Here is a 25,599-nt window from a genome sequence, read left to right as displayed (position 1 = left end):
CCTTGCTCAATCAGGTCAAACAGAGGCCCACAGCGCGCCTATGCGCGTGTAGCTGGCAGCAAGTGCGGACCAAGCGGATTCGCGTAGCGGCTTAATGCTGTGCTCCCGGCCCGTAGATGAAAGATGGCTATCGTTCATAAGGGCTGCGGTCTTGCTCGCAAGGTCGTTTACGACATCAAGTGCAATTTGGAACACAGCGAAGGGCACGGTGCCCTCGGCATGAGTGCGTGAGGGGTCTTCGATGCTGGACCGGTGTCCGGTGGATGCGATGGTGTGATTGATCATGGAAGGCTTCTTGGTGGTAAGGAAAGGAATGGGTGAATGTGTGGCACGCAGTGCTGGTGGTCCAGCACCCTGTCGATGACGGATATGGGTCACACTGCGAGCCGTTCCATCCCCAGCAGGCAAGTAAACAGCCCGGCGGAGCTATCTCTGATTCGCTTAGAAGTCCCACCGCCGTGGCAGGTCGTTCGGTTCCCATAGATGCCTGTTTCGCTGCTATGGATGGCAAGGTATAGAGGTGGTCTAGTAGGTGTCCTATGGGGCGCCTTTCCTGTCACCTTCAAAAAACCGGCCACAACCCGCACACTTGCTGGGTTTTTGATGGTTTCAACCATGGTCACTACGTGTCCCGATTGCTGATTCAAGATGTCACGCGGTGTCCTTATTTTTTGCTCCACCAGGACAGGGGGTGACACGGTAGCTGTCACTAGGTGTCCTGCGTTTTTCTTTTCTGCTGTGGCCTTCTTCACGCCGTCTTCGGCGGCTTGGATCAGTGCCCGGCCATGCTCTGCGCTGGTGACGCGCTTCCATTCGTTGGAAGCTTTCACAGCCTCAACGTTCTTGTTTGCATACTCGGAAGAGTCCCGATGCGTGAGCCGGTAGAGGGTAGGTTCGCGCTCGCCTCCTTTCTTGCAACCACCCTTGCGAGTGATTGCCGCGAGCCCCACCGCACACAAGGCGCGAAGCGAGCGTGCGAGGGTGACGTGATGGCTGATACCTCGCGACTTGGCGCGGGTCAGAGTCAAAGAGAGGTCTCCGTTGTTGGTTGCTCTCAGATCACGCAAAAGCGCCAGATAGGCCAGCACATCGTGAGGCGACAGTGAAGCCCAAGCTTTGCTGTCATAGATGAAGTCATACACCCGCGCACTGTGCCCCAAGGGGTCGCGTGCAGGCGGCACTTGCTTGTCACGCCCCACGGCTGTTCCCCCTGATCTTGTTCGCCAGCCAGCGATAGAGCACTCGGCGGTCATTGGCGGTCAAGCTATACAACCCTGCCTGGGCCTTACGCAAGTCACGGTCGGTGACACCGTCACCCGGTCTCATACGACTCCTAAGATTGTTTTCAGCTCTGCAACGGGCCACGCAAGGCGGCCGTTGATACGAATAGGGCGAATGGGACCAGAGCCATCCCGCATTGCCCAAGCTCTGAGCGTTTGGTTTGCACGCGAGAGATGAAACGCAGCCTCGGCGGTAGGCAGGGTGGTGCGAATTTCCTGCGCCAGTGGCATTGAGCGAAACAGTTTGGAAGCCATGCTTTGACCCTTAAAGTCGTGTTGAACATGGATAACGAGTTTGTCTTCACAGTTGAATTTTCCCGACTGTTACGGAACAGTTTTCAACATAAAACAGACCAGTTCAGACTGTTGCGTAAACAGTTCCGACTGTTGAGTGAAGAGTTCCGACTGTTCCCGCCTAGCGCAGCGGCAGTCGTCTGCGAGATTGACTAGCCCGCAACTGCTCGCAGCTTTCCGGGCTCTGCTTCGCGCTCAAACTTCACACCAGCGTGCTCCAGAATGTGTACTTCGATCAGTTCCAGATACGGACGAAGCGCGTCGGTGCTGCGCGGACGGTAGCCCTCTGCAGTCGCGCTAGGTTTGTGTCCCATAACTTGAGCGATGGCTCCAGCAGGCGCACCGGCAGACTCACCCAACAAAGAGAAGGACCGGCGAAGACCGTGGATGGTCAATACCTCTACTCCCGCACTCTTCAGCACCTTCTGATGGCTGCCACGAGCGTCCGCAATACGGCCAGCTTTGCTGCTTGAGCTAGCAAATACATGCTCATTGATCCGTGGCAGGCTCGCCAGCATCCAAGCCATGTATGGCGTCAGTGGAATGGTGCGAGTGGCGTCTACTTTGTCGGCAAGGGTCAACTTGCGCCACTGGAAGTCCACGTCCGTCCATTTCAGAGCGGCCAGTTCCTCGCGGCGGGCACCCGTCAGCAGTAGGGCGCGAAGATAGGCGCTCGCCGTCAAGTTTTGCAGCTCGACAACTCCCGCCCACCAGCCCGGCACCTGGGCTGCTTCTAGCGCATCCGTGCGGCGCGTATTCGTCGGCAAGCTTTCCACGATGGCGGCGGCTCGGCCTGCCTCCCGGTCAGTGAGTTTGCGGTACTCCGGGCGGCTACTGCACCACCGCAGGAAACCTCGAAACATCATCAAGGCTCGGGTTGCTTGGTGCTTGCCCTTCACAGCCTCAGAGTCGAACCAGCATTTCAGACTGTCTTCGTTCACACCGGCCAGAGGCAGCGCCAGCAGTGGAAACAAAGGTCCTGGTCGAGTTACGCCCTCCCCTCGTTTTTTTGGCACCCCACCGGGCGCAGCCATTGTTTCCAGGTCAGCACGATAGCGGGGCTTCCAAGCATCCCTTCGCTTGGGTTTGCCGTTCGCGAGGTACAGCGGCCAAACCTCGCCCACGGTCAGCGCCTGGGCGACAGCGGCGGCCTTGGTCGCGGCCTTGTGCTCAGCTTGTTCTCGCTCTTGAATACGAGGATCAGCACCAAGCTCTGTCTGGCCACGCAGTTGGTGCGCCGTACTCCGTGCATCTGCGATGGAAATGGTTGGCCACTCACCGAGCGCTCTGGTGAACAACTTGCCACTGCGAAGGCGAGTCTCAAACTGCCAGTGTTTACCTCCGGCCTTTGTGACCCGCAGCCGGAGCCCTTTCTTGTCCGCATCCTTCACCAGCACAAACGGACGCTCCGCCGGGCATGTGGCGCGTTCCAGCAGTCCATGTGTAAGTTGATGGACTTCGGCGAAGTCGATTGCTGCAAGCTTGCTTGGACGTGACACGGTGAGGCCCTTCGGACTTACAGACTTTTTACAGACTGAATCGCTCAATATTGATGCATTTCAATCAACAGTCTATACTGTCTTTTTGACCAGCATTATCGACATAAGCTGTTGATTTTCAATGATTATATCAGTGAAGATCAACAAGGGTGAATGATGCCGTTTGGTCATTCGTAATGAGAAGGTCGGGTGTTCGATTCATCTCTCCGGCACCAACATTCAAAAGCCCTGATTCGAAAGAATCGGGGCTTTTTTCATGGGTGGCCGGGAACAACCTCGGCGCTCACCGAAACCGCCCCGGCGAAAACGGCCGCACATCCACCCTCGGTGTTGCCCCGGTCATCATCGCCGCCAGCAACTCCCCCGTCACCGGCCCCAGCGTGAAGCCCTGGTGGCCATGTCCGAAGGCGCACCACATGCCCGGCACACCGGGCACGGCGCCGAAGACGGGCTTCATGTCGGGCATGCAGGGGCGGGTGCCCATCCAGGGTTCGGGGTCCACACGGTCGCCGAGTGGGAAACTTTGGCGTGCGATCTTTTCGGCCGCGTCGATCTGGATGGGCGTGCGCGGTGAATCGACGTTGGCGAGCTCGGCGCCGGTGGTGAGGCGCAGGCCGTCTTTCATGGGGGCGATCACGTAGCCGTTTTCGGCGTCGATGATGGTTCTGTGCAGCGGCCGCTGGGGCAGGCGTGCGTAGTGCATGTGGTAGCCGCGCTTGGGGATCACGGGCGCGGTGTAGCCGAAGCGCGCTGTGAGTTGTGTGGTCCAGGGGCCGAGGGCCACCACCACCTCGCTGGCTTCGAGCGTGGGCCCATCCGCCGTGTCCACCTGCCAGCCACCCGCGTGGGTTCTGCGCAGCGTGCCGGCGTCGCCCAGGTGCACCGCCCCGCCCCGCTGTTCAAAGAGGCGCGCGTAGGCCTGCACGAGGTCGCCGGGGCTGCTGATGGCCAGGGGGTCGGTCCAGCGCACGGCGCCTGCAAACGATCCCGCCAGCGACGGCTCTTCGCGGGCCACGTCGGCGCCGCTCATCTTGATGTGGTTCACACCGTCCAGCGCGCGCTCGTCGGCCACCTCAAAGAAGCTGTGCAGTTCGCGCTCGGTGCGGTAGAGCATGAGGTAGCCCTGCCCCGCCACGAGGTGGTTGGCGTCGGCGGCGTCCATCAGCTGGGCGTGCGTTTCGAGCGAAAGCGCAATGAGGGTTTCGTATTCCTGGGCGATCTGACGGTACGCGGCGGGCGCTGAGTTGCGGTGGTAGGCGCGCAGCGGGCCCAGCATGCGCGCGGCGTCGCGCGCGTGGTAACGCACGTCCACGCGCCGGTTGGCGGCGCCCGACAGCAGAAAGCGCAGGTCGCGCGGCAAGGCGTAGGGCGCAATCGCTTCGCGCTGGATGATGCCGGCGTTGCCGTAGGACGTTTCCAGCCCCGGCGCGCGCCGATCGACCATCGCCACGTTTTTTCCCAAGGCCTGCAGGTGCAACGCGCACCCCACGCCCACCATGCCCGCACCGAGAACGATGACCTCGTGTTTCATGCCGAATTGCCTTCCGGTTGCTATGCTTTCTGTTGCACGTTGATGACAGGCCCACGGGTCCGCAGGGTCTTCTGTTGTATCTCGTGGCAAACCCGCTTGTGACAGCCAAGTGTCACAGAGTTTTCTCGGCGCTTCGCTGAAATACACAGGACTTCCTGCATGGTGCAGGAGGCAAGGGGACCTCAGGTCCCATGCAACTCATCGGAGCAACCACATGAAAAAGAGCCTGATCGCTCTGGCCGTTCTGGCCACCACCGGCGCCGCCATGGCCCAGTCTTCCGTCACCCTGTATGGCCGCCTCGACGCTTCGGTCGGCAGCCTTGACACTGGCGCCTCCAGCGACACGCGCATGTTCTCCAGCAACCTCACCACCAGCCGCTGGGGTGTAATGGGCACCGAAGACCTGGGCGGTGGCCTCAAGGCCAACTTCCGTCTGGAGACCGCCATCGACGTGACCGACGGCACCAGCACCGGCTTTGGCCGCGCCAGCTGGGTGGGCCTGAGCGGTGGTTTTGGTGGTTTGACGCTGGGCAAGCGTGACAGCGCCTTCAAGGACGCTTTTGACCTGGGCAACACCTACAACGTGTTCGACTCCGAGTTCACCGCCGGCAAGGCATCGACCGAAGGCGCCGCTGCCGTCAACGTGGGCAACTTCACCAGCCGCCCGAACAACCAGATCCGCTACGACTCGCCGAAGTTCGGTGGCTTCTCAGGCTCGTATTCCTACGCCTTTGACCAGACCGCTGGCACCGAAAGCGACGTTCAGGCATTCCACCTGCGCTACGCAGGCGGCCCTCTGGACGTGGCCCTGGGCTTCCAGCAGCAGAACTCGGCCGCCGCGGCCAACGACCGCGACTACACCGTGCTGTCGGGTCTGTACAACTTCGGCGCTTTCCGCATCTCGGCCCAGTACCAGAACGCCAAGACCGCTTCCAACCTGAAGGACAACGACTTCGCCATCGGCGTGTCGGTGCCGTTCGGCGCGTTTGACCTGTCGGCCGGTCTCGCCACCAGCGAAACCAAGTCCAACGGCACCAAGGTTCGTGAAGGTTCGGGCTTCTCGCTGGGCGGCACCTATGCCCTGTCCAAGCGCACGCGCGTGTACGCCGCCTACCTCGATGGCGACACCGAGAACGCCGCCGGCACCACGGTCACCGAGCGCAAGCTGTATTCCGTGGGCGTGGCTCACACCTTCTGATTTCCAAGCCAACTCCTCTCCAAGGGTTGTTTACGCCCACCGCTCGCAAGGGCGGTGGGTTTTTTCATTAGCGCGATACGGCTCAGGCCACCAGACCCGGGTTGCCGTCCATGCCGATGATGCGGGGCGTGTTGATCTGCACGCCCTTGATGACTTTCTTCTCGCGCAGGTAGCCCGAGACCACGTCCCAGATCGGCTCACCTTGAGCGCCTTCTTGCACCGAGGCCCAGCCGGCCACCTTGTAGGTCTTGCCGGCCTCGATCGGTTTGCCCTTGAGCGTCATGTTGTTGATGCGCTGGCCCATGGGTGCATTGGGTGTCATGGAGTACTGCATGCCGCCCACGCGCACCATGTCGCCGCCCTGCTGGTAGTAGGGATCGGGGTTGAAGATGTTGTCGGCGACGTCTTCCAGGATGGTCTTGATCTGCTCGCCGGTGAAGGTGTTGAGCGTGGTGGCCGGGTAGGTCAGCGCCATCTGGTCCATCATGCGCTCAAAGGTGATGGTGTCGCCCGGCAGCAGCGAGGTGCCCCAGCGCACGCCGGGCGAAAACGCCATGTCGGCGCCCTTGTTCTGCATCAGCGCGTCGCAGATCACCTGGTCCCAGGAGCCGTTGAAGTTGCCGCGGCGGTACAGCAGGTCTTCGGTCACGGCCAGTTTTTCTTCGAGCTTGTCCTTATAGGGCGCACGCACCTTGTCGATGTGCGCCTGCATGGCGGCGTCGGCCGGCAGCAGGTTGGAGAAGATGGGCAGCAGCTTGTATTGAAAGCCTTGCACCCGGCCAGCCCGCACGTCGAAGTCGAGCACGCCGAGGAACTTGCTGTTGGAGCCGGCGTTGGTCACCAGCGTCTGGCCGCCGGCGTTTTTCACCACGAAGGGCGCGGGCATGCCGTCGTGCGTGTGGCCACCCAGAATCGCGTCGATGCCGCGCACGCGGCCCGCCATCTTGATGTCCACGTCCATGCCGTTGTGCGAGAGCACCACCACCACCTGCGCGCCCTTGCCGCGCGCTTCATCCACCATCTTCTGCATGTGCTCGTCCTGGATGCCGAAGGTCCAGTCGGGCACCATGTAACGCGGATTGGCGATGGGCGTGTATGGGAAAGCCTGGCCGATCACGGCGACCTGCACGCCGTTCATTTCGCGCATTGCATACGGCTTGAAGACCATGTCTTCGAAGTCGGTGGTCTTGATGTTCTGCGCGAGGAATTCCATGTTCCCCTTGAGGTCCTTTTCCACGATCTCCTGCACGCGTTTGGCGCCGAAGGTGTGCTCCCAGTGCGAGGTCATCATGTTCACGCCGAGCAGCTTGCAGGCGTCGACCATGTCCTGGCCGTTGGTCCACAGCGAGGTGGCCGAACCCTGCCAGGTGTCGCCACCGTCGAGCAGCAGCGCGTTGGGCCGGCTGGCCTTGAGCTGTTTGACCAGCGTGGACAGGTGCGCAAATCCGCCGACCTTGCCATAGGTCTTGGCGGCCTGGCTGAAGTCGAGGTAGGAGAAGGCGTGGGCCTGGGCGCTGCCGGGTTTGATGCCGAATTGTTTGAGCAGTTTTTCGCCCACGATGTGCGGCGGGCGCCCCACGGCTTCGGCCACGCCCAGGTTCACATTGGGTTCGCGAAAGTAAATCGGCGTGAGCTGCGCGTGGCAGTCGGTGAAGTGCAGAAAGCTCACATTGCCGAACTTGGGCACGTTGTACAGGCGCTCGCCGGCACCCGGCGCGGCAGCGAGCACGTCGCGGTGGTTGAGGGCCATGCCGGTGGCGCTGGCCACGGCCAGCACCTGCATGAATTCACGGCGGCTGAAACTCATTGCTGCACCTATAGATAATTGATCGCTGATATTTGCGCGAAATTTTTTAGCGAGAAACCCCGGCCGCCAGAGGCAGCCGGGTTGGGGTCGTCACTTGTTGACTGGCGAGGCCGGGTCAAGCAGCAGCGCCATCACGTCCTGGATCTGCTTCTGGTTCAGGATGCCCATGTGGCCCACACGCGGCATTTGTGAACACGCGTTGTAGGCGCGCGCGTTCCACAGCTTGCCCCAGGTGTATTCGACGATGGCCTTGCCACCGGCGCTGTTGGGGTCGGTCACGCCGCGCAGCTTGCCGTAGTTGTAGAGGCTGGGGCCCAACGTGCCGAAGGAAATTTCTTCCTTGCTGATCTGGTGGCAGTTGTAGCAATTGCCGCCGTTGGGCGCATCGGCCTTGTCGGTCCAGGTCAGGCCACGGCCGCTTTGCGCGATCTTCTCGCCCTCTTTCCAGTCACCGAGGAACTTGCCGTCGGCGGGCCACTTCACGGTCTTCATGCTGGCTGCTTCGATGGCCTTGCTCATCTTCTCGTCCAGCGGCTTGCCGGAGGCATCGGCCGCCGCGCACTCGGCGTTGGCCTGGTCCTGGTTGAGCCGGTCCAGCGTGGCGATGCCGCGCGCCTGGAACGAGTTCTTGAGCATGTCGGCCGTGGCCTTGTTCACGTCGGCCGGAGACGGTGCCGAGGAGCAGGCCGACAACACGATGGCGACCACGGGGAGCAACACGAGGGAATGGATTTTTTTCATGGTGTGTGTCTCCAGATCAGCGCTTGATGGCCGGCACGATGGACTCGGCGGACTTGGCGTTCACGCCCATGTAGACCGACAAGGCGATGGTGGCGTCGCTGCCGAACTTGGGCTCGGGCCAGCGCATCTGGCGGAAACAGTCGTTCAACCGCAGCTGCATGCCCCACATCTGCGCGTTGGACACGCGGTATGCCGGCCAGGCGGCAAAGCCGATGCCGTCGCCGGGGTTCTTGGTGAGGTTGGGCAGGTCTTGCAGGCGGATGCGTTTGTCGTCACTGCCATGGCAGGACGCGCACGAGAAGTCGTGGGTGCCGCCGCGCGTGAAGAACAGCTGCTTGCCGGCCTCGTACATCAGCTTTTCCTGCGCGTGCGACTGCGACAGGTTGAACCTCATGCCCTTGGATGCCGTGGCCACATAAGTGGTCAGCGCCGTCACATTGGCCATCTCGCCACGGCCAAACGGTGTCTTGGCGATGTCTTCGCCCTTGAAACCCTGCAGCGTTTCCATGCAGGTGATCAGCCGCGTCTCGAGGTCCTGCACCCGGCCGGTGTCGGCAAAGTACTTGGGCAGTTCAACGAACGCCCCCTTGATCACCCCGGGACCCTTGCCCAGATCGCACTGTTCCATCGATGCCATCTTGGGGCCGCGCTTCTGTTTCCAGAGTTCTTCGCCCTTCATCTCGAACAGCTCGGCGGGGTTGCCGTCCTGCAGCATCTCGCGGTACTTGGCAATGCCTTCGGCGGCCGTGCCTTGCGCGTGCGAAACGCCGACTGCGCCGCACAGCGCCGACAGCGCCAGCAGCGAAGTGGTCAGGGTCTTCTTCATGGGTGTCTCCTCTTGTTATCGATTCGGGGAAAAGCACGCCTCAGGTCAGGCGATGACGGCTTCGTCGGTGCGGGTGTCGCCTTTGTTGTCGACCCATTTCACGACGACCTTGTCGCCCTTGGCGCCGCCCTTGAACTTGAAGGACAGAAACGGGTTCTGTGCCACGGCACCGCTGAAGGCGGCTTCGAGCACGACCTTGCCGTTGTGGGTGGCTTCCACGTCGCGGATGAAGTGACCGGGGATGAGGGCGCCAGCAGCGTCGCGACGCGTGCCGGGTTCCATGATGTGGGACATGAGCACGCGGACGGTGGTTTCGTCACCAGCGACGGCGGCACGGATGCGCATCGGATCAGCCATGTTGGACTCCTGAATTTCTGTGAAGGGGGTTGTGCAAAAGGTCGTGGTCGATCAGCCGCCGCAACCGCCGAGCGTGACCTTGGTTTCCTTGGATGCCGAGAACAGCTTGCCGTCGGCCCTGACCACGGCGAACACGTTGGAGCTCTGCCCCATCTTCAGGCGGGTCTGCACGTCGGCTGCGGTGCCGGCGGGGATCTTGAAACCGGCGGCCATGGGCGTGGGGTTCTTCTCGACGATCAGGTAGATCTCGGTGGTGTTGGGGATCTTGCTGGTGGCGCCCACGGGCACCACGGCGCCGTTTTCGGCGATGTCGGGCGCGACCACGGTGACCTGGTCGCTGTTGGCGGCGGTGCCACCCAGCGCCTTGACGGCGTCGGCCATGGTCTTGATGTCAAAACCGGCGCGGTCCATGGCAGCGTGGGCCTGGCTTTGCGTGACGATGCCCAGCGACACCAGCGTGGCAAAGGCTCCGGTGGTCTTGAGGGCGACTCGGCGTGAGTTGTTCATGGGGGGCTCCTGTGAAATGAGGAAAGGGCGAGAGTGTACTGGCGGGGTCACTGATCGGGGGCGCCGGCCAGGATCCACCCTGCCAGCAACTTGAGTTCGTCGTCTTTGAGCTGGGCCTGCGGGGGCATGGGCACCGGGCCGTACAGACCGGACCCACCCGACTTGATGCGGGCAGACACTTTCTCAAGTGCGTCGGCCTGGCCTGCGTGCTTGGCCGCCACGTCCTTGAAAGCCGGGCCCACCAGCTTCTTGTCCACCGCGTGGCAGGCCAGGCAGGCGTTCTTGGAAGCCAGGGTCTTGGCCGCTGCGGCGCTCTGGGCCAGTGCTGTGCCACTGAACAAGGTGAGCAAAGCGGCGCTCAGCAACTGGGAGGAATTCATGGTCATAGGTTAGGCGCTCCTGGACAACGGTGAAATGGGGAATACGAGTACATGCAAATATTTAAGTAGGGACCCATTGGGTTCACTTGGCGCCCGCCGCGATCCACCGTGCGATGGCCGCGGCCTCGGTGCCGCTGAGCTGCGGCTGGGGCGGCATGGGCACGGTGCCGAACACCCCCACGCCGCCTTCGCGGATCTTCACCGCGAGGTAAGCCTCCAGGCGTTCCTGGCCTTTGTGTTTGGTCGCAATCTCCGAAAAGCCTGGGCCCACGATCTTCTGTTTCATGCCGTGACAGGCGGTGCAGCTGTTGGCCGCCAGCAGGGCCTTCACATCGGCCGCGCCGGGCTTGGCCACGGCCACCACCACCGGCGCAGCCTTGGGACCGCTGCCCAGCGGCGCGGTGGGCGCGGGCTTGGTGGTGTCGGCACCGCGCACCGGGCCCACCACGCGGTTCTGCTCCTGGATGTTGCCGTGCGCGTCGCGCGCAAAGTCCGGCAAGGAGGATCGGATGGTGCTCTCCACCGGGCAGTCCTTCATGCAGGCCACGTTCTTCACGTCGCCCTTGCCCTCGGCCTTCCACAGCGGTTCATGGAACACCATGCCGTTGCGGTTGGGCATGCGTTTTTGCACATCGGCGATGTTCTGGTCGCTCAGCGTGAAGTCTTCCGGCACCACATGGGCCAGGCTCAGGATGTAGGCCAGCACGCCGTACACCTCGTCGGGCTTGAGCGACTTGGGCGCGTTCCAGGGCATGGCGCGGTTGATGTAGTCCCACAGCGTTGAAACCGTGGCCACCTTCATCATCGTGGTCTTCTGCGGGAAGGTGCTGCCCGGCTCAAGGTTCTTCACCCGGCCGCGCTCGATGTCGGCCTGGGTGGTGCCCCCCACGATGGGCGTGAACACCTCGTTGCTTTCACCAAAGCTGCCGTGGCACGAGGCGCACTGGGCTTCCCACACACGCTCGCCCAGGGCCACGCTGCCCGCTCCCTTGGGCAAGCCCTTGAAGTCGGGGCGCACATCGATGTCCCAGGCCTGCACCTCGGCCTTGGTGGCGTCGCGGCCGAGGTCGTGCCAGGGTGGGGTTTGTGCAAACGCAGCGGTGCCGATGAGCGCGGCGGCGAAAAGAGTCAGGGTTCGCATGGCGGGCCTCATCAATAGACTTGCACGTTCGAGACTTCGCCGTTCTCGGCGACGCGCCACGACTGGATGGCGTTCTGGTGGTACACCGAGCGCGTGCCGCGCACCGCGCGCAGCTGGTTGATCTTGGGCTGCACATAGCCGGTGCTGTCGATCGCGCGGCTCTGCAACACAGCGGGCTTGCCGTCCCACACCCAGTCGATGTTGAAGCGCGTGAGCGCCTTGGGCAGCACCGGGCCTTCGATGCGCGCGGTGCGCCAGTTGCGCCCACCGTCCACGCTCACGTCCACCCGCTTGACCGTGCCGCGGCCCGACCAGGCCAGACCGGTCACGTTGTAGTAACCCTTGTCGAGCAGCGTCTGGCTGCCCGAGGGCGTGGTGATCACGCTCTTGCATTCCTGAATGCCGGTGTACTGGCGGTGCGTGCCGTCGGGCATGTGGTCGATGTAGTGGATCGCCTCGTCTTTCGCGGCCCACTTCTGGTCGCCCACTTCCAGACGGCGCAGGTACTTGACCCAGCTCACGCCCTGCACACCCGGCACCACCAGGCGCAACGGGTAGCCGTTTTCCGGGCGCAGCATCTCGCCATTCATGGCCCAGGCCACGATGCAATCGTCCATGGCGCGGTCGATGTCGATCGTGCGCGTCATCGAAGACCCGTCTGCGCCTTCGGCCAGCACGTACTTGCCGTTCTTCTTGTCGTAGCCGCACATCTCCAGCAGCGTGGAGAGCAGCACACCGGTGAATTCGCAGCAGCTCACCATGCCGTGCGTGTACTGCACCGCGGGCAAGGCCACGTTGCCCCACTCGGGCGCGGAGTTGGCGCCGCATTCGATGAAGTGGATGCGCGACACGCTGGGCAGGCGCATCAGGTCGTCCATGGTGAACACGCGTTCGCGCTTGACCAGACCGTTGACCATGAGTCGGTGTTTGGAGGGGTCGATGTCCCACCAGCCCTGGTGGTGGCGCTCGAAGTGCAAGCCACTGGGCGTGATGATGCCGAACAGGCCCTGCAGCGGCGTGAAGCTCACCGAGGCATGCGGCACGCGCGTGAGGCCCGGGCTCTGCCGGCGCTGCAGGTTGGCCTCCCACTGACTGGGTTTGCCATAGCCTTCGGTGGCCACGCCCTGCCCCAGACCGGTGGTGTGGGTGGGCAGTTTCAGAATGGCCTCGTCGCCCTCGGCCGCCACCGCGCGCGTGGCGGCGGTGGCACTGGCCGCCACGCCCGCACCCATGGCCAGCGCCTTGCCCATGAAGCTGCGGCGCGCCTTGCGGGCGAGCTCCAGCTTCTCGGCGCTCAGGTGGTTTTCGGGGGCAGGGAGCACACGTCCGATGACATCGTTCAGGTGGGGCGGCATGGCAATCTTCCTTCTTGAGCGGTCTCGCCGTCTGGGAATGCAACTATATGCGTGTTTGCTGATATTTGGATAGGTAAAAACCCCAGCAGGGTTTCCATGGCTTGGCGCTGCAAAACACAGGCCGTTACGATGCGCCACACCCACAAGCGATCACACCCCACACCTGTTGTGTTTCCTTGTGTTTCAAGTGGCTGCTACAGTTTTGGATGCAATCCTTCAACCACCCTTTGGGAGACGACGATGGGGAATTCGATGAAATGGCTGGCAGCCGCTGCGCTGTGCGCCTCCGCGATCGGGGCGCACGCCCAGGTCAACCAGACCCGCGTGTGGGCCGCGGCCTGCGCCAGCTGCCACGGCACCGACGGGCGCGCCCAGCCCGGCATGGCCGCCTTGGCCGGCCGCAACCAGGCCGAGCTGCAGAAGATCCTGCTCGAATACAAGGCCGGCACCCGCCCCGCCACACTGATGCACCAGATCTCCAAGGGTTACACCGACGAGCAGCTGGGCCAGATCGCTGGTTATTTCGCCGCACAGAAACCCTGAGGAGCCCGCCATGAAACGTCGTCAATTCGTACAAAGCATCGGCGCGGGTTCCGCACTGGCCGGCATCGGCATCATGAGCGGCTGCGCCACCACGGGCGCCAGCAGCGCCAAGGTGGTGGTGGTCGGGGGTGGCTTCGGTGGCGCCACCGCCGCCAAATACGTGCGCATGTTCTCCAACAACAGCATCGACGTGACCTTGGTCGAGCCCAACGCGGCTTTCGTCTCGTGCCCCATGTCCAACCTGGTGGTGGGTGGTCACGCCACCATCGCCGAGATCACCACGCCCTACAGCAACCTGAGCCAGCGCCACGGCGTGAAGGTGGTGCGCGACATGGTCGACAGCATCGACCCGGTGAAGCGCACGGTGAAGCTGGCCGGCGGCGGCGAACTGCCCTACGACCGCCTCATCCTCTCGCCCGGCATCGACTTCATGCCCACCCTGCCCGGCATGATCAAACCCGGCGCAGCCGAGAAGGTGCTGCACGCCTGGAAAGCCGGCCCGCAAACCACCGCCCTGCGCCAGCAGCTCCAGGCCCTGCCCGACGGCGGCACCTACGCCATCAGCATCCCGCTGGCGCCCTACCGCTGCCCGCCCGGCCCCTACGAGCGCGCCTGCATGGTGGCCAGCTACTTCAAGGTGGCCAAGCCGAAAAGCAAGGTCATCATCTTCGACGCCAACGACGACATCACCTCCAAGAAGGGCCTGTTCACCAAGGCGTGGAACGACCACTACGCCGGCATGATCGAGTACCGGCCCAAACACAAGCTGGTCGATGTGGACGCCGCCACCAACACCTTGAAGTTCGAGTTCAACGACGACTTCAAGGCCGGCGTGGCCAACGTGTTGCCCGACATGCGCGCCGGCAACATCGCGGTGAAGACCGGCTTGGCCACGGCCAACGCACGCTGGTGCGAGGTGGACTTTTTGACCTTCGAATCGAAGGCGCAGAAAAACATACACGTGCTCGGTGACTCCATCCAGATCGCACCGGCCATGCCCAAGTCGGGCCACATGGCCAACCAGCACGGCAAGACCTGTGCGGCCGCCGTGGTGTCGCTGCTGCAAGGCAAGGAGGCCCCGGCCAACCCGCTCTACGCCAACACCTGCTACAGCTTCGTGACCGCGAAGGACGTGGTGCACGTGGCCAGCGTGCACAAGTACGACACCGAGAAGAAAACCATGGTTGCGGTGCCGGGTGCGGGTGGTTTGTCGAGCGCGGCGAGTGAAATCGAGGGCGCTTACGCCAAGGCCTGGGCGCGCAACATCTGGGCCGATTCGCTGGCTTGATGTTTTGAGTTCGCCATAAAAAACGCCCCGGACAGCCGGGGCGTTTTTTTTGCTCATCGAGCGTCTCATGTGGGCCCGTTGCAGTCTTTTGGCTCCATCCGTAAAGCGGCCCTGAAAAGGAGCAAGGGTAGTAGCAAGCATCTCGGACTCCTTTCGTTTGTTGAAGACCTGATCCCCACGCCAATGAAGACCAGAGCGCGAACTTCGCGCAGACAAACGGGGGAGTCCATCCCATCATTCAAGCGGGACGCGCTAAAGCGCGCCCCTTAATTCAAACGTTAGGCAGCCGACCGCAGCACAGTACCAACGAAGGGGTGAGGCGAAAATGTCACCAGAAAATCAGCCCATCGACACGACGACTGCAGAGGCATATGAGAGGCACATGGTTCCGGGCATGTTTGCTCACTGGACGGAGCTTGTGATTGGCGTTGTGGCGCCGCAACCGGGAGATCAAGTGCTGGACATGGCCTGTGGCACCGGTATCGGGGCGAGGATGGCCGCACGCTTCGCTGGCCCGACCGGAAACGTTATTGGCGTCGATATCGATCCAAGCGTCATCGAGGTTGCCCGGAGGTTGACGCAGGGCACAAGAACTCCAATGGAGTGGCACTGCGCAGACGCGCTCCAGGTGCCATTTAAAGACGCTACGTTTGATCTCTGCCTTTGCCTTCAGGGACTTCAGTTCTTCAAAGATCGTCATGCCGGTTTCGCCGAGATTCGCCGGATGCTCAAACCATCGGGTCAACTAGCGGCGAGCATCTGGGGACCACTTGAGTACAACATAGGGCACTACGCCGTGGTTCAAGCACTGGAGAGTCAAGGGGTTGACGCCTCAGCGGCAAAGCGAGCGTGCTCCTTCTCCAATCCTGATGACATTCGCGACGCCGCTACTCGTGCAGGGTTCTCCCGGATACAACTTCGCACCGAGGATGGGGTGTCTCATTTCACGTCCATCCAATCATTCATCGACGGAATGACCCAGGGGTCTCCTTCTACTCGCTATGCCGTGGCACTTCTCCCAGAAAGTGGTCGCGATGAGTTTCTCAAACAAGTGCGCATGATGTTAGAGCCTCACGTAGCAAGTGGTGAACTTAGATACCCAATGCGCACCCATGTGTTGGTTGCCCAGCCATAGCGCATGAGAGACAAACTGGCTGCCTAACCAGCGCATGAACACGGACGCTCAACAGCGGCGCTGCGCACCGATGTTCGCGCCGGTTATGCGCACCGTTGAGCGACTGCATTTCCGTTTAACCGAAGGCCGCTCATGGCCGAATGCTGAACCTTAGCCTCAAAGTCATCGCGCAGCCAACCATCGAAGTGGGCTCACCGGCCGCTCGCAGTGCAACGACCGGAATCAGTCGCCGTCTTCGTTCTCCTGCGCAAGCTGCAGCTTGAGAAGGTAGGCATCGATGTCGAAGTCGGTGCCGTCCGAGACCGCGGACAGGACATGGGGCGCCACGCGCTGGCGCTCTTCTTCGGTTTCGACGTGGGTGAAGCCGGCCGTGGCTGCTTCGGCGAACAGTGCCTCTGAAAGCCGCTTCGCCCTGGCCTCAAAGCTTTCGATGTCGGGGTTCGCGCCGGGCGGGATGTGTTCCTCGATCCATGCCTCGGCCCACCTCAGAAAACGTTTGCTCATGACCGACCTCCCATGTCCTGTGTGGAGTCCTCAGGCGTAGCGCGCGATCATCTTTTCCAAAGGCAGCGGCACGATCTTGCCCGCCATGCCGGCGCAGCCGAAGGCCTGAAAACGCGCCTGGCAGATCTCTTTCGCGGCCACGGTCGCGTCCTTGAAGAACTTGCGCGGGTCGAACTCGCCCGGGTTCTTCGCCATGGTGCGGCGCATGGCGCCGGTCATGGCCAGCCGGATGTCGGTGTCGATGTTGACCTTGCGCACGCCGCTTCGGATTCCACGCACGATCTCTTCCACCGGCACGCCGTAGGTTTCCTTGATGTCGCCGCCGTGTTCACGAATGATGGCCAGCCACTCCTGCGGCACGCTGCTCGATCCGTGCATCACCAGGTGGGTGTTGGGGATCGCCCGGTGGATGGCGGTGATGCGGTCCATGGCCAGGATGTCGCCGGTGGGTGGGCGGGTGAACTTGTAGGCGCCATGGCTGGTGCCGATGGCAATGGCGAGCGCGTCCACGCCGGTCTGCGCCACGAAGTCTTTGGCCTGCTGCGGGTCGGTCAGCATCTGCTCGTGCGTGAGCTGGCCTTCGGCACCCACACCGTCTTCTTCGCCGGCCTCGCCGGTTTCCAGCGAACCCAGGCAACCGAGCTCGCCTTCCACCGACACACCCACCGCGTGCGAGAACTTCACCACCTCGCGCGTCACGGCCACGTTGTAGTCGTAGCTCGCGGGGGTCTTGGCGTCTTCCATCAGCGAGCCGTCCATCATCACGCTGCTGAAGCCGCTGCGGATGGACTGCTGGCACACGGCCGGCGTGGCGCCGTGGTCCTGGTGCATGACGATGGGGATGTGCGGGTACATCTCGATCGCGGCCTCGACCATCTTGCGCAAAAACGGCTCGCCCGCGTATTTGCGCGCGCCGGCGCTGGCCTGCAGGATCACCGGCGCGTTGCTCGCGTCCGCCGCCTGCATGATGGCCTGGATCTGCTCGAGGTTGTTCACGTTGAACGCGGGCACGCCGTAGTGGTGTTCGGCGGCGTGGTCGAGCAGTTGGCGCAAGGCGATGAGGGCCATGGGAGTTCCTTGAGAGTTCGGGTCGATCAGTTCAGAAGCGCAGAGAAATCGGCGATCACGCGGTCCGGCTTGCAGGCCTCGATGGGCTCGCCCATGTTGTAGCCATAGGGCAGCACCCACACGCTCACACCGGCGTTGCGCGCAGTGGCCACATCGATGGACGAATCACCCACGAAAAGCGCACGCTCGGCCTTCACGCCGAAGCGTTGCAGGCAGTCGTGCACGGCGGCCGGGTTGGGCTTTTTCACCAGCAGCGTGTCGCCGCTGATCACGCGGTGAAACATGGGCGCGAGCTGGTGCGCGTCCAGCACGGTCTGGGTGTAGCGGCCTTCCTTGTTGGTCACCACGGCGAGTTTCACGCCCGCGTCCTTCAACACCTGCAAGGTCTCGCGCACGTGCGGGTAGAGATGGCTGCGCGTGCCGCAGCGCTGCTGGTAGTGCACACCAAACGCGGCCTCGATGGTGGGGAAATCGGCGCTGTGGCGCACCGCGTCGGTGGTGGTCTGGCGACAGTCGGCCAGGGCCGAGATCAACAGCTCGCGCGTGCCGTGGCCGATCCAGTCGTTCACCTGCGTTTGCGTCACCGCGCGCAGTCCGAATTGCGCCAGCGTGTCGTTGACCGCGTCGGCGATCTCGGGTGCGGTTTCGATCAGCGTGCCGTCGAGGTCGAAGAGGACGAGATCGAAGGCGCGTGTCATGCGAGCAGGCCCTTCACCTCTTGGCACACCCGCCCGGTGGTGATGCCGAAGTGCTCGTACAAGGCTTTGGCCGGTGCCGACTCGCCGAAGCTCGCGATGCCCACCACCGCACCGGTGCGGCCCACGTACTTGCGCCAGAAATCGGGGTGCGCGGCTTCCACCGCCACCGCCGGCAGGTCCAGGGGCAACACGCTGTCCTGGTAGCTGCGCGGTTGCCGGTCGAACACGTTGGTGCAGGGCATGGAGACCACGCGGGTGCTGATGCCCTCGGCGGCCAGCGCGTGGTGCGCTTCCATGGCGAGCGAGGTCTCGGAACCGGTGGCGACGATGATGGCTTTGGGGCTCGTGCCTTCGGCCAGAACATAGCCGCCACGGCGAATGCCCTCCACCATCGACACGTCGGTGAGGCGCGGCAGGTTCTGGCGCGAGAGACACAGCGCCGTGGGGCCGTCCTTGCGCTCGATCGCGCTGGCCCAGGCCACGGCGGTCTCCAACCCATCGGCCGGGCGCCACACATCGAGCTGCGGAATGATGCGCAGACTGGGCACGTGCTCCACCGACTGGTGCGTGGGCCCGTCTTCGCCCAGGCCGATGCTGTCGTGCGTGAACACGTGGATCACGCGCAGCTTCATGAGCGCGGCCATGCGGATGGCGTTGCGGCTGTAGTCGCTGAAGGTGAGGAAAGTGCCGCCGTACGGGATGTGGCCGCCGTGCAGCGCCATGCCGTTCATGATGGCCGCCATGCCGAACTCGCGCACGCCATAGCTCAGGTGGTTGCCCCGGCGGTCACGCCCGGCTTTCACGCAGCCCTTGAAGTTGGTGAGGTTGGAGCCGGTGAGGTCGGCGCTGCCGCCGAAAAATTCGGGCACCAGCGTGTTGAGCGCATCCAGCGCGTTCTGGCTGGCCTTGCGCGTGGCCACCGCATCCAGCTTGGAGGCCACGCCTTCAAACACACCAGGCAACGCGGGCGCAAAACTCGCGTGCAGCGGCCCGGCCATGCGGCGCTCGAACTCGGCCGCCTCGTTCGGGTACTCGGCGCGGTAGGCTTCAAAACGGCGTTGCCACTCGGCCTCCAGCGCCTGCCCCCGGTCCACCGCGTGCCAGGCCAGCGCCACGTCGGTCGGCACCTCGAACGGTGGCGCGGTCCAGCCCAAGGCGTCGCGCGTGGCCTGCACCTCGGCCGCACCCAGCGCAGCACCGTGCACGTCGTGCGTGCCGGCCTTGTTGGGCGAACCCTGGCCGATCACGGTCTGGCAGCAGATGAGCGTGGGCTTGCCATCAGGACGGCGGGCCTGCTCTTTCGCGGCGATGAGCGCCAGCTCCACCGCCTGGGGGTCATGTCCATCCACCTTGGGGATCACGTACCAGCCATAGGCCGCAAAACGCTGCGGCGTGTCGTCGGTGAACCAGCCGTCCACATGGCCGTCGATGGAGATGCCGTTGTCGTCGTAGAAGGCGATCAGCCTGGACAGGCGCAAGGTGCCCGCCAGCGAACACACCTCGTGGCTGATGCCCTCCATCAGACAACCGTCGCCGAGAAACGCGTAGGTGAAGTGGTCGACCACCGTGTGGCCGGGGCGGTTGAATTCGCTGGCAAGCTGTTTCTCGGCCAGCGCCATGCCCACGGCGTTGCCGATGCCCTGGCCCAGCGGGCCGGTGGTGGTTTCCACGCCGGGAGTCACGCCCACCTCGGGGTGGCCGGCGGTCTTGCTGTGCAGCTGCCGGAAGCTCTTCAACTCGCCCATCGGCAGGTCGTAGCCGGTGAGGTGCAGCAGCGCGTAGATCAGCATGGAGCCGTGGCCGTTGGAGAGCACAAAACGGTCGCGGTCGGGCCAGTGCGGGTTGGCCGGGTTGTGGCGCAGGTGGCGGTTCCACAGCACCTCGGCAATGTCGGCCATGCCCATGGGCGCACCCGGGTGGCCGCTCCTGGCCTGCTCCACCGCGTCCACCGCGAGCATGCGGATCGCGTTGGCCATCTGGCGGGCGAGTTCGGGCGACGGGTTCTTCATGTTCGTGTTCCCTTCGCTTTCAGACAAGCCCGATGGCCCGCTTTTTCCGCTCCACCATGCGCCAGATGAAGGGCGTGAAGATCAGCTGCATCGCCAGTTCCATCTTGCCGCCGGGCACCACGATGGTGTTGGCGCGGCTCATCATGGAGCCGTTGATCATGTTGAGCAGGTACTGGAAATCGATGCCCTTGGGCTTGGCGAAACGGATCACCACCATGCTCTCGTCGGCGGTCGGAACGTCGCGCGAGATGAAGGGGTTGCTGGTGTCCACGATGGGCACACGCTGGAAGTTCACGTGTGTGTGCTGGAACTGCGGGCAGATGTAGTTCACGTAGTCGGGCATGCGGCGCAGGATGGTGTCGGTCACCGCGTCGGCGCTGTAGCCGCGCATGTTCTTGTCGCGCCAGAGCTTCTGGATCCACTCGAGGTTGATCACCGGGACCACGCCCACCAGCAGGTCGGGGTACTGCGCCACGTCCACCGCGGGCGTGACCACCGCGCCGTGCAGGCCCTCGTAGAACAGCATGTCGGTCTTCTCGGGCAGCGGCTCCCAGGCGGTGAAGGTGCCGGGCTCCTGCTGGTAGGGCGCCGCCTCTTCCGCGTTGTGCAGGTACTTGCGGCTCTGGCCGGTGCCGGTGGTGCTGTAGGTCTTGAAGAGGGTGGCGATCTCGTCGAACAGGTTGGACTCGGGACCGAAGTGGCTGAAGTGTGTGTTGCCCGCCTTTTCGGCCTCGGCCATCCTCAGCTTCATTTCCTTGCGGTCGTAGCGGTGGAAGCTGTCGCCCTCGATGATCGCGGCCGACACGCTCTCGCGGCGGAAGATGTTCTGGAAGGTGCGCGTGACGGTGGAGGTACCGGCACCGCTGGAGCCGGTGATCGCGATGATGGGGTGGCGTTCCGACATGAAGTCTCCTCGGTTGTTGTTCTGTGCTCAGTCGCGGAACAGAGAGCGCTCGGCAAACAGCGGATTGCTGTCGCCCTTGAAGGTCTGCGGTTCGGCGTGGTAACGCTCGATGCGCTCCACCTCGTTTCTGGAGCCGAACACCAGGCCGATGCGCTGGTGCAGCTCGGTGGGCTTCACGCCCAGCATGGGCTCGCGCCCGGTGCTGGCGCGCCCACCGGCCTGCTCCATCAGCATGCCCACCGGGTTGGCTTCGTAGAGCAGGCGCAGGCGGCCGGGTTTGCTGGTGTCCTTGGTGTCGCGCGGATACATGAACACACCGCCACGCATGAGGATGCGGTGCGCCTCGGCCACCATGCTGGCGATCCAGCGCATGTTGAAGTCCTTGCCGCGCGGCCCTGTCTTGCCGGCCAGGCATTCGTCCACATAGCGTTTGACCGGCGCTTCCCAGAAGCGGCTGTTCGACGCGTTGATGGCGAACTCGTGCGTGTCCTCCGGAATGCGGATGTGCGGGTGCGTGAGCTTGAATTCACCGAGGTTGGGGTCGAGCGTGAAACCGTACACCCCGCTGCCCACCGTGAGCACGAACATGGTGGTGGGGCCGTAGAGCGCGTAGCCCGCGGCCACCTGCTGCGCGCCGGGCTGCAGGAAGTCGTCCACCACCACCTCGCGGCCCGAGTCGATCACGTCCTTGGGCGCGCGCAACACGCTGAAGATGCTGCCCACCGACACGTTCACGTCGATGTTGCTCGACCCATCCAGCGGGTCGAACACCAGCAGGTACTTGCCGCGCGGGTACTCGGTGGGAATCGGATACGGCTGCTCCATTTCTTCCGACGCCATGCCCGCCAGATGCCCGCCCCACTCGTTGGCCTTGATGAACATGTCGTTGCTGATCACGTCGAGCTTCTTCTGCGTCTCACCCTGCACGTTGACGCTGTCGCCACCCCCGTGGTTGCCCAGCATGTCGCCCAGCGCGCCAAAGGCCACGCTGCGCGCAATCGCCTTGCAGGCCAGCGCCACATCGAGGATCAGCGCGTTGAAGTCGCCACTCGCGTGCGGGTAACGCCGCCGCTCCTCGATCAGGAACTGGGTCAGGGTGGAGCGTTTGGACAAGGGCATCGGTCGTTTCTCGTTGTTGTCGTGCAGGCAAGCTCAGCCCCGGGTGTGCCATTCGCGCAGCTGCGCGAGTCCGATCGAGCCGAGGTCGGGCACCACGCGCAGGGCGCCCGTGAAATCGTGGTGCGCGGTGAAGCTGTTGGGTGTGATGACGGTGCGCAGCCCGGCGGCGGTGGCCGCGCGCAGGCCGTTGGCGGAGTCTTCAAATGCCAGGCACTGCGAAGCCGGCAAACCCATGTCGCCCAACACCTGCAGGTAGACCTGCGGATTCGGCTTCTTGATGGGCGAGGAAGACGCATCACCCACGGCCAGGAACTCACTGCGCCAGTCCGGTCCGATGGCACCCCGGAGCAACGCAGCAATGTTGACCGGTGAGGTGGTGGTGGCAATGGCCAGGTGCAGGCCCTGCGCGCGGGCTTCGTTCATCAGCGCGAGCACGCCGGGGCGAAGCTCCACCGCGCCGGCGCGCACCGCGTGCTCGTAGTGCGCAGTCTTGAGCTCATGCAGGCGGTCGATGGTGGCTTGCACCGCGCCGGCGCCGAGCTCGGTCAGGTCGGGCTGCACGCTGCGCCAGTGGTGCAGCATGCGCTCCTTGCCGCCGCTGATCTCCAGCAGCCGGGTGTACAGCGCGGTGTCCCAGTGCCAGCCCACACGCTCCATGTCGAACGCGTGATTGAACGCGGCCAGATGCACGCTTTCCGTGTCAGCCAGCGTTCCGTCAACATCGAAGATCAGGGCTTTGAGCATGCGATCCACTGTAGGGACGGCTTGAACTAAGGTAAATTCAAGTTTCGTTGAATTTCGATTAAGTTAAACCTGAATGAAGAACGCGACCTTCCGCCAGCTGCGCGTGTTCAACGAGGTGGCGCGCCACCTCAGCTTTGCCCGCGCGGCCGAGGTGTTGCACCTCACACCGCCGGCCGTGACCATGCAGATCAAGGAGCTCGAAGGCCATGTGGGCCTGCCTTTGTTCGACCGTCGGGGCCGCCAGGTCTCGCTGACCACAGCGGGCGAATACATGCTCGTCTACGCGCGCAAGGTGCTGGCCACGCTGAAAGACGCGGAAGACGCCGCTGCGCGGCTGCAGCGGCTGGAGGTGGGCACGCTGACCATCGGCATGGTGAGCACGGCCAAGTATTTCCTGCCCCGCTTGCTGGCGGAGTTCCAGCGCGACCACGAGGGCATCGAGATCAAGCTGGCGGTGGGCAACCGCGAGCAGCTGGTGAAGATGCTGCACGGCAACGAGGTGGACATCGCCATCATGGGCCGCCCGCCCACCGAGCTGGCCACACGCGCCGAGCCGTTTGCCGCCCACCCCCACGTGTTCGTGGCCCCCGTCGACCACCCCCTGCTGAAGGTGGGCCACCCCACGGTCGATTCGCTCAAGCCTTACGGGTTCATCCTGCGCGAGCGGGGTTCGGGCACGCGCGCCGCGCTGGAGCAGTTTCTGGAGCGCACCCACATGGAACCGCGCGTGGTCATGGAAATGTCGAGCAACGAAACCATCAAGCAGGCGGTGATGGCCGGCATGGGCATCAGCTTTTTGTCGCTGCACACCATCGGCCTGGAGCTGGAGCACAAGCTGATCGCCATCCTCGACGTGGAAGGCAGCCCGGTGCTGCGCGGCTGGAACGTGGTGCACACACTGTCCAAGCTGCTGTCGCCGGCGGCGGAGTCGTTTCGTTATTTCATGCTGGAGCGCGCGGAGAGTTTTCTGGCCGACGAGTACGGCCGCTTCATGCGACTCGTTCCGGCAGGGTAAAAAAAAGCCCCCACGCTCCCCCGCTGCGCGTGGTCCGCTGCCCCCCGAGGGGGCTGATCCGGCTTGGGGCGGCCCGGCGCCGGATCGGTGCCCCCACGCTCCCCCGCTGCGCGTGGTCCGCGCTCGTATACTCCACCCCGTGCCGCAAGGCACATCCGCTAGGGGTGTTGTCCCGGGGTTTTTCACCCCGGGTGCGACTGAGAAAGTCCCTTTGAACCTGATTGAGGTAATCCTCGCGCAGGGAAGCAGGCCGATACCGTCCACCACCGCCATCAGGCGCTCCCGGTGGCGTCTGCCCAGCCCACCTGCCTCAACTTGCATGGAGCAATTGATGGCATCCGACCATTCGCATTCGTCACCGGCCAACCTGGCCCTCACCCCCGTGCCGCAGGGCGACCGGGTCTTCCACTTCCACGAACACGCCGCACTCTGGTTCAGCCTGGGCACGGGCCTGCTGGTCATGCAGATCGGCGCTTACCTGGTGCCGGCCGTGGGCACGCAAGACGCGCTCATTGCCATCGTGCTGGGCTCGCTCATCGGCGCCGGCCTGCTGGCCTGGACCGCGCGGCTGGGTTGCCAGACCGGGCTGGCCAGCGCCGGCCTGATGCACGCCACCTACGGCAGCGCGTTTGCGCGCCTGCCGGTGCTGCTCAACATCGCCCAGCTGGTCGGCTGGACCACCTTCGAGCTGGTCATCATGCAGGAGGGCACGGTGGCCATCCTGAAGCAGGCGCTGGGCAGCGAGCCCGGTGGCCTGCTCGACGGCACCGGCGGCAAGCTGCTGGCCACGCTGCTCTGGGGTGGTGTGCTGATCGCGCTCATGGCCGGCTCCATGCTCAAGCTGGTGCGCAAGTTCGTCAGCCGCTTCGGCCTGCCGCTGGTGATTGCCTCACTGGCCTGGCTCACCTGGCAGTTCGGCACCCGCCTGCAAGCGCAGGGCTTTGACGCGTTCTGGAACCGCCCGGGTGCGGGTGGCATGGGCCTGTTCTCCGCCATGGACCTCGTGATCGCCATGCCCGTGTCGTGGCTGCCGCTGGTGGCCGACTACGCGCGCCACGGCAAACGCGCCGCCACCACGCTGGGCGGCACCTGGCTGGGCTATGCGCTGGCCAACATCTGGTGCTACGCGCTGGGTGTGCTGGTGGTGAGCACGGTGGAGCCGGGCACCAACCTCGTGGGCGCGCTGCTGCTCGCACAAGGCGGCCTGATCGCGCTCGGCCTGATCCTGCTCGACGAGATGGACAACGCCTACGGCGACGCGCACTCGGGCGCGGTCTCGGTGCACAGCCTGCAGCCGCGCTGGAGCATCAAGCGCGCCGGCCTGGCGTTTGCCGCCGTGTGCACGGTGCTCGCGCTGTTCCTGCCGATCCACGCGATCGAGCCCTTCCTGCTGCTGCTCAGTTCGGTGTTCGTGCCGCTCTACGGCGTGATCCTGGGGCGCCTGGGCAGTGGCGCGGTGGTGCCGAGCGTGACCGCGCGCACGGTGGACTGGAGTGCGGCGGCGGTGTGGGTGGCCGGCATCGCCTGTTACCACCTGCTCAAGCAGTACGCACCCGACCTCGGCTCTGCCCTGCCCACCCTGGCCTTCACGTTTGCGCTGGCCGCGCTTTCAAGGCCGCGCAACGCGGGTGGCCTCACCCCCGCCCGGGCCTGATG

General features: G+C 63.9%; 25 protein-coding genes and 1 riboswitch. Of the genes, 6 read left to right on the top strand and 19 right to left on the bottom strand.

Going from position 1 to position 25,599, the window contains the following annotated elements; genetic code table 11:
• Positions 1-15 precede the first annotated feature (15 nt).
• From BSY239_RS22360 to BSY239_RS04185, 4 genes are all read right to left on the bottom strand, one after another.
• On the bottom strand, positions 16-285 hold the full coding sequence (locus BSY239_RS22360) for a hypothetical protein (RefSeq protein ID WP_156775410.1): 270 nt from the start codon (positions 283-285) through the stop codon (positions 16-18).
• A gap of 89 nt (positions 286-374) precedes the next feature.
• Positions 375-1,199, bottom strand: a complete 825-nt coding sequence (locus tag BSY239_RS22355) for a hypothetical protein (protein ID WP_156775409.1) — start codon at positions 1,197-1,199, stop codon at positions 375-377.
• Between the two features lie 527 nt (positions 1,200-1,726).
• Complete coding sequence (locus BSY239_RS04190; protein WP_069048765.1) at positions 1,727-3,073, bottom strand: tyrosine-type recombinase/integrase; 1,347 nt, start codon at positions 3,071-3,073, stop codon at positions 1,727-1,729.
• A 283-nt stretch (positions 3,074-3,356) separates the two neighbouring features.
• Positions 3,357-4,604, bottom strand: coding sequence for an NAD(P)/FAD-dependent oxidoreductase (locus BSY239_RS04185; protein WP_069045739.1), 1,248 nt, complete (start codon positions 4,602-4,604; stop codon positions 3,357-3,359).
• A 214-nt stretch (positions 4,605-4,818) separates the two neighbouring features.
• Between BSY239_RS04185 and BSY239_RS04180 the strand changes: the two genes are divergently transcribed.
• A complete protein-coding gene (locus tag BSY239_RS04180) occupies positions 4,819-5,802 on the top strand; it encodes a porin (protein WP_069045738.1) in 984 nt (327 codons plus the stop codon).
• Positions 5,803-5,884: 82 nt separating this feature from the next.
• Here BSY239_RS04180 and soxB read toward each other — a convergent pair whose 3' ends face one another.
• From soxB to soxC, 8 genes are all read right to left on the bottom strand, one after another.
• Positions 5,885-7,609, bottom strand: coding sequence for a thiosulfohydrolase SoxB (gene soxB, locus BSY239_RS04175; RefSeq protein ID WP_069045737.1), 1,725 nt, complete (start codon positions 7,607-7,609; stop codon positions 5,885-5,887).
• Between the two features lie 90 nt (positions 7,610-7,699).
• Positions 7,700-8,350: a sulfur oxidation c-type cytochrome SoxX gene (gene soxX, locus BSY239_RS04170; RefSeq protein ID WP_069045736.1), complete on the bottom strand. Its 651-nt coding sequence runs from the start codon at positions 8,348-8,350 to the stop codon at positions 7,700-7,702.
• 16 nt (positions 8,351-8,366) lie between these two features.
• The gene (gene soxA, locus BSY239_RS04165) at positions 8,367-9,176 is read right to left on the bottom strand and encodes a sulfur oxidation c-type cytochrome SoxA (protein WP_069045735.1); all 810 of its coding nucleotides are present in this window, start codon (positions 9,174-9,176) and stop codon (positions 8,367-8,369) included.
• A gap of 45 nt (positions 9,177-9,221) precedes the next feature.
• Positions 9,222-9,533 carry a thiosulfate oxidation carrier complex protein SoxZ gene (gene soxZ / locus BSY239_RS04160; protein WP_172823073.1) on the bottom strand — a complete coding sequence of 104 codons (312 nt, stop codon included), beginning with the start codon at positions 9,531-9,533 and terminating at the stop codon, positions 9,222-9,224.
• A 51-nt stretch (positions 9,534-9,584) separates the two neighbouring features.
• Complete coding sequence (gene soxY, locus BSY239_RS04155; RefSeq protein WP_069045733.1) at positions 9,585-10,040, bottom strand: thiosulfate oxidation carrier protein SoxY; 456 nt, start codon at positions 10,038-10,040, stop codon at positions 9,585-9,587.
• A gap of 47 nt (positions 10,041-10,087) precedes the next feature.
• Complete coding sequence (locus BSY239_RS04150; protein ID WP_069048764.1) at positions 10,088-10,420, bottom strand: c-type cytochrome; 333 nt, start codon at positions 10,418-10,420, stop codon at positions 10,088-10,090.
• A gap of 82 nt (positions 10,421-10,502) precedes the next feature.
• The gene (locus BSY239_RS04145; RefSeq protein ID WP_083239798.1) at positions 10,503-11,561 is read right to left on the bottom strand and encodes a c-type cytochrome; all 1,059 of its coding nucleotides are present in this window, start codon (positions 11,559-11,561) and stop codon (positions 10,503-10,505) included.
• An 11-nt stretch (positions 11,562-11,572) separates the two neighbouring features.
• Positions 11,573-12,916, bottom strand: coding sequence for a sulfite dehydrogenase (gene soxC / locus BSY239_RS04140; RefSeq protein ID WP_156775408.1), 1,344 nt, complete (start codon positions 12,914-12,916; stop codon positions 11,573-11,575).
• Between the two features lie 240 nt (positions 12,917-13,156).
• Between soxC and BSY239_RS04135 the strand changes: the two genes are divergently transcribed.
• From BSY239_RS04135 to BSY239_RS04125, 3 genes are all read left to right on the top strand, one after another.
• Positions 13,157-13,459 carry a c-type cytochrome gene (locus BSY239_RS04135; protein WP_069045731.1) on the top strand — a complete coding sequence of 101 codons (303 nt, stop codon included), beginning with the start codon at positions 13,157-13,159 and terminating at the stop codon, positions 13,457-13,459.
• Between the two features lie 10 nt (positions 13,460-13,469).
• A complete protein-coding gene (locus BSY239_RS04130) occupies positions 13,470-14,747 on the top strand; it encodes an NAD(P)/FAD-dependent oxidoreductase (RefSeq protein WP_069045730.1) in 1,278 nt (425 codons plus the stop codon).
• Between the two features lie 382 nt (positions 14,748-15,129).
• Positions 15,130-15,882 carry a class I SAM-dependent methyltransferase gene (locus BSY239_RS04125; RefSeq protein WP_069045729.1) on the top strand — a complete coding sequence of 251 codons (753 nt, stop codon included), beginning with the start codon at positions 15,130-15,132 and terminating at the stop codon, positions 15,880-15,882.
• Positions 15,883-16,104: 222 nt separating this feature from the next.
• Here BSY239_RS04125 and BSY239_RS04120 read toward each other — a convergent pair whose 3' ends face one another.
• The 7 genes from BSY239_RS04120 to BSY239_RS04090 are packed head-to-tail and all read right to left on the bottom strand — an operon-like array spanning position 16,105 to position 22,928.
• The gene (locus BSY239_RS04120) at positions 16,105-16,386 is read right to left on the bottom strand and encodes a DUF768 domain-containing protein (protein ID WP_069045728.1); all 282 of its coding nucleotides are present in this window, start codon (positions 16,384-16,386) and stop codon (positions 16,105-16,107) included.
• Between the two features lie 30 nt (positions 16,387-16,416).
• On the bottom strand, positions 16,417-17,454 hold the full coding sequence (gene fba, locus BSY239_RS04115) for a class II fructose-bisphosphate aldolase (RefSeq protein WP_069045727.1): 1,038 nt from the start codon (positions 17,452-17,454) through the stop codon (positions 16,417-16,419).
• Between the two features lie 26 nt (positions 17,455-17,480).
• Positions 17,481-18,152 (bottom strand): HAD family hydrolase, encoded by a 672-nt coding sequence (locus tag BSY239_RS04110; RefSeq protein ID WP_069045726.1) that lies wholly within the window; start codon positions 18,150-18,152, stop codon positions 17,481-17,483.
• Complete coding sequence (gene tkt / locus BSY239_RS04105) at positions 18,149-20,161, bottom strand: transketolase (protein ID WP_083239795.1); 2,013 nt, start codon at positions 20,159-20,161, stop codon at positions 18,149-18,151. Before tkt ends, BSY239_RS04110 begins: the two co-directional genes overlap by 4 nt.
• A 19-nt stretch (positions 20,162-20,180) precedes the next feature.
• Positions 20,181-21,065, bottom strand: coding sequence for a phosphoribulokinase (locus tag BSY239_RS04100; RefSeq protein ID WP_069045725.1), 885 nt, complete (start codon positions 21,063-21,065; stop codon positions 20,181-20,183).
• 27 nt (positions 21,066-21,092) lie between these two features.
• On the bottom strand, positions 21,093-22,184 hold the full coding sequence (locus BSY239_RS04095; RefSeq protein WP_069045724.1) for a class 1 fructose-bisphosphatase: 1,092 nt from the start codon (positions 22,182-22,184) through the stop codon (positions 21,093-21,095).
• A 33-nt stretch (positions 22,185-22,217) separates the two neighbouring features.
• Positions 22,218-22,928, bottom strand: coding sequence for an HAD-IA family hydrolase (locus BSY239_RS04090; protein ID WP_069045723.1), 711 nt, complete (start codon positions 22,926-22,928; stop codon positions 22,218-22,220).
• 73 nt (positions 22,929-23,001) lie between these two features.
• Here BSY239_RS04090 and BSY239_RS04085 point away from each other — a divergent pair, with 73 nt between their 5' ends.
• Together BSY239_RS04085 and BSY239_RS04080 are read left to right on the top strand one after the other, a co-directional pair.
• Entirely contained in the window at positions 23,002-23,943 is a 942-nt protein-coding gene (locus BSY239_RS04085) for a LysR family transcriptional regulator (protein ID WP_069045722.1), read from the top strand.
• A 150-nt stretch (positions 23,944-24,093) separates the two neighbouring features.
• Positions 24,094-24,204: riboswitch (TPP riboswitch) on the top strand.
• A gap of 70 nt (positions 24,205-24,274) precedes the next feature.
• Complete coding sequence (locus BSY239_RS04080) at positions 24,275-25,597, top strand: purine-cytosine permease family protein (protein WP_069048761.1); 1,323 nt, start codon at positions 24,275-24,277, stop codon at positions 25,595-25,597.
• Positions 25,598-25,599: the final 2 nt, after the last annotated feature.

Source organism: Hydrogenophaga sp. RAC07, from assembly GCF_001713375.1.
Classification (GTDB): Bacteria; Pseudomonadota; Gammaproteobacteria; order Burkholderiales; family Burkholderiaceae_C; genus Hydrogenophaga.
This window is presented reverse-complemented; position numbering and strand designations above follow the sequence as displayed.

Coding starts and splice junctions, on each gene's coding strand:
- BSY239_RS22360 (WP_156775410.1), bottom strand. CDS start 285: ATGATCAATCACACCATCGCATCCACCGGACACCGGTCCAGCATCGAA.
- BSY239_RS04185 (WP_069045739.1), bottom strand. CDS start 4,604: ATGAAACACGAGGTCATCGTTCTCGGTGCGGGCATGGTGGGCGTGGGG.
- BSY239_RS04180 (WP_069045738.1), top strand. CDS start 4,819: ATGAAAAAGAGCCTGATCGCTCTGGCCGTTCTGGCCACCACCGGCGCC.
- soxB (WP_069045737.1), bottom strand. CDS start 7,609: ATGAGTTTCAGCCGCCGTGAATTCATGCAGGTGCTGGCCGTGGCCAGC.
- soxX (WP_069045736.1), bottom strand. CDS start 8,350: ATGAAAAAAATCCATTCCCTCGTGTTGCTCCCCGTGGTCGCCATCGTG.
- soxA (WP_069045735.1), bottom strand. CDS start 9,176: ATGAAGAAGACCCTGACCACTTCGCTGCTGGCGCTGTCGGCGCTGTGC.
- soxZ (WP_172823073.1), bottom strand. CDS start 9,533: ATGGCTGATCCGATGCGCATCCGTGCCGCCGTCGCTGGTGACGAAACC.
- soxY (WP_069045733.1), bottom strand. CDS start 10,040: ATGAACAACTCACGCCGAGTCGCCCTCAAGACCACCGGAGCCTTTGCC.
- BSY239_RS04150 (WP_069048764.1), bottom strand. CDS start 10,420: ATGAATTCCTCCCAGTTGCTGAGCGCCGCTTTGCTCACCTTGTTCAGT.
- BSY239_RS04145 (WP_083239798.1), bottom strand. CDS start 11,561: ATGCGAACCCTGACTCTTTTCGCCGCCGCGCTCATCGGCACCGCTGCG.
- soxC (WP_156775408.1), bottom strand. CDS start 12,916: ATGCCGCCCCACCTGAACGATGTCATCGGACGTGTGCTCCCTGCCCCC.
- BSY239_RS04135 (WP_069045731.1), top strand. CDS start 13,157: ATGGGGAATTCGATGAAATGGCTGGCAGCCGCTGCGCTGTGCGCCTCC.
- BSY239_RS04130 (WP_069045730.1), top strand. CDS start 13,470: ATGAAACGTCGTCAATTCGTACAAAGCATCGGCGCGGGTTCCGCACTG.
- BSY239_RS04125 (WP_069045729.1), top strand. CDS start 15,130: ATGGTTCCGGGCATGTTTGCTCACTGGACGGAGCTTGTGATTGGCGTT.
- BSY239_RS04120 (WP_069045728.1), bottom strand. CDS start 16,386: ATGAGCAAACGTTTTCTGAGGTGGGCCGAGGCATGGATCGAGGAACAC.
- fba (WP_069045727.1), bottom strand. CDS start 17,454: ATGGCCCTCATCGCCTTGCGCCAACTGCTCGACCACGCCGCCGAACAC.
- BSY239_RS04110 (WP_069045726.1), bottom strand. CDS start 18,152: ATGACACGCGCCTTCGATCTCGTCCTCTTCGACCTCGACGGCACGCTG.
- tkt (WP_083239795.1), bottom strand. CDS start 20,161: ATGAAGAACCCGTCGCCCGAACTCGCCCGCCAGATGGCCAACGCGATC.
- BSY239_RS04100 (WP_069045725.1), bottom strand. CDS start 21,065: ATGTCGGAACGCCACCCCATCATCGCGATCACCGGCTCCAGCGGTGCC.
- BSY239_RS04095 (WP_069045724.1), bottom strand. CDS start 22,184: ATGCCCTTGTCCAAACGCTCCACCCTGACCCAGTTCCTGATCGAGGAG.
- BSY239_RS04090 (WP_069045723.1), bottom strand. CDS start 22,928: ATGCTCAAAGCCCTGATCTTCGATGTTGACGGAACGCTGGCTGACACG.
- BSY239_RS04085 (WP_069045722.1), top strand. CDS start 23,002: ATGAAGAACGCGACCTTCCGCCAGCTGCGCGTGTTCAACGAGGTGGCG.
- BSY239_RS04080 (WP_069048761.1), top strand. CDS start 24,275: ATGGCATCCGACCATTCGCATTCGTCACCGGCCAACCTGGCCCTCACC.